Annotated in this window: 3 protein-coding genes; all 3 read left to right on the forward strand. The window is 71.2% G+C overall.

Annotation, left to right across the window (positions count from 1 at the left end):
- A partial coding sequence (locus tag WA805_RS22575; RefSeq protein WP_425243335.1) for a CaiB/BaiF CoA transferase family protein occupies window positions 1-917 on the forward strand: 917 nt, incomplete at its 5' end.
- A complete protein-coding gene (locus WA805_RS22580) occupies window positions 910-1,581 on the forward strand; it encodes an enoyl-CoA hydratase/isomerase family protein (protein ID WP_425243336.1) in 672 nt (223 codons plus the stop codon). The genes WA805_RS22575 and WA805_RS22580, both read left to right, overlap by 8 nt.
- Before the next feature lie 34 nt (window positions 1,582-1,615).
- A partial coding sequence (locus WA805_RS22585) for an alpha/beta fold hydrolase (RefSeq protein WP_425243337.1) occupies window positions 1,616-2,009 on the forward strand: 394 nt, incomplete at its 3' end.

Here is a 2,009-nt window from a genome sequence, read left to right on the forward strand (position 1 = left end):
CGGTCCGCCCGGACATCATCTACTGCTCGATCTCGGGCTTCGGCCAGACCGGACCCTACGCGCAACGTCCGGCCTACGACATCATCGCCCAGGGCATCAGCGGGTTCCTCAGCATGACGGGCCATCCGGGCGGTCCGCCGACGAAGGCCGGGATCGCCCTCAACGACATCGCCGGCGGCGTGACCGCGGTCCAGGCCATCCTCGCCGCGTACATCGCGCGGCTGCGAGGCGAGGGCGGGCAGTACATCGACACGTCGCTGGTGGAGTCGGGCATTGCCTGGACGGTCTGGGAGGCGGCCGCTTACTTCGGCAGCGGCGAGGTGGCCGCGCCAGCCGGCACGCGGCATCGGCGCAACGCGCCGTACCAGGCCTACCGGACCAAGGACGGGTACGTCACGGTCGGCGGCAACACCCAGCGCATGTGGCAGGCGCTGTGCACCAAGGTGCTCGGCCGCCCGGACTGGACGTCGCGCCCGGAGTACGCCACCGCCCAGGACCGGCTCGCCCACGGCGACGAACTCGAGCGGGACATCCAGTCGGTGCTCGTCACCGACACGACCGACCACTGGGTCACCGCGATGCTGACCGCCGGGGTACCGGCCGGGCCGGTGAACGCATACGACCAGATGATCGCCGACCCGCACCTGAACGAGCGCGGGATTACCACCACCGTGGAGCACTCGGTTCTGGGTCCGGTGCGCGCGCTCAGCTCTCCGCTGCGCTTGTCGAAGACACCGCCGCAGATCCGCCGCGGCGCGCCCGTGTTCGGCGAGCACACCGCGCAGGTGCTCGGTTCCCTTGGCTACTCAGCCGAGGATGTCAGCGCCCTGCAGGCGGCCGGCGCCGTGTACGACCCGGCGCTCCCTCCGCCGGCTTCCCCGCCCCCGCCCCGGCCGGCCGGCGGTAACGATGTCTGAACAGGACTGCGAGGTGCGGGCGGGCGGCGACATCATCTTTCGGGTTGCCGACGGCGCGGCCATCTTGCAGCTCAACCGCCCGGCCAAGCGCAACGCCCTGTCCCAGGCCATGTGGGAGGCGATCTGCGCGGCGCTCGCCGAGGCCGCGGACCGCCCTGACGTCAGAGCGTTCGTCTTCACTGGCCTGCCCGGGGTCTTCTGTGCGGGCGCGGACCTCACCGCGCTGAAGAGCGGCGACCGGGAGGCCGCCGCCCGGTACCGCGAAATCTCGCTGCGCGGCTATGCCGCCGTCCGGGACTTCTCGCTCCCGACCGTCGCCGTGATCGACGGCCTGTGTATCGGGGGCGGCAACAATCTGGCTCTGGCCTGCGACATCAGGCTGGCCAGCCCGCGCGCGAGCTTCGCCATCCCGGCTGTACGGCACGGCATCGTCTATGATCGCCCGACCGTCACCCGCTTGGTCGAGCTGATGGGCTCTGGCCGGGCCAGTCATCTGCTGTTCACGGCCGGGCGCATTGACGCGGCGCGGGCGGCGGAAACCGGCCTCGTCGACATCCTCGCCGATGATCTCGACGCCGAGCTGGCGGACTTCCTTGACGCGCTGCGCGCGGCGGACATGCCGACGCTCCTCGCCATCCGCGACACCATCCGGCAGGTGCGGTAGCCCTCCCCCGGCGACACGACAGAAAGGAACGCCTGTGACCGACGTCATCACATCGGACGGGGTGCGCCTGTACGCGGAGGCGACCGGGACCGGGTCCGGTCTGCCGGTCCTGTTCATCCACGAGTTCGCCGCCGACCACCGGACCTGGTCCCGGCAGGTCGACGCGCTGTCGGGCGCGTTCCGCTGCATCACCTACGCCTCCCGCGGCTACCCGCCGTCCGAAGTCCCGCCGGGGCAGGAGCGCTACAACTACCTGCGGCAGGCCGACGACGCGATCGACGTCCTCGATGCGTTCGGCATTGCCCGGGCGCATGTCGTGGGACTGTCCATGGGCGGGTTCTGCGCGCTGCAGCTCGGCATCCGCTACCCCGACCGGGTCTCTTCGCTGTTGGTGGCGAGTGCGGGTAGCGGAGCCAGCCCCGCTCGCC

The organism is Trebonia sp., assembly GCF_049794275.1.
In the GTDB taxonomy this organism is placed as follows: domain Bacteria; phylum Actinomycetota; class Actinomycetes; order Streptosporangiales; family Streptosporangiaceae; genus Trebonia.

Coding starts and splice junctions, on each gene's coding strand:
- WA805_RS22580 (WP_425243336.1), top strand. CDS start 910: ATGTCTGAACAGGACTGCGAGGTGCGGGCGGGCGGCGACATCATCTTT.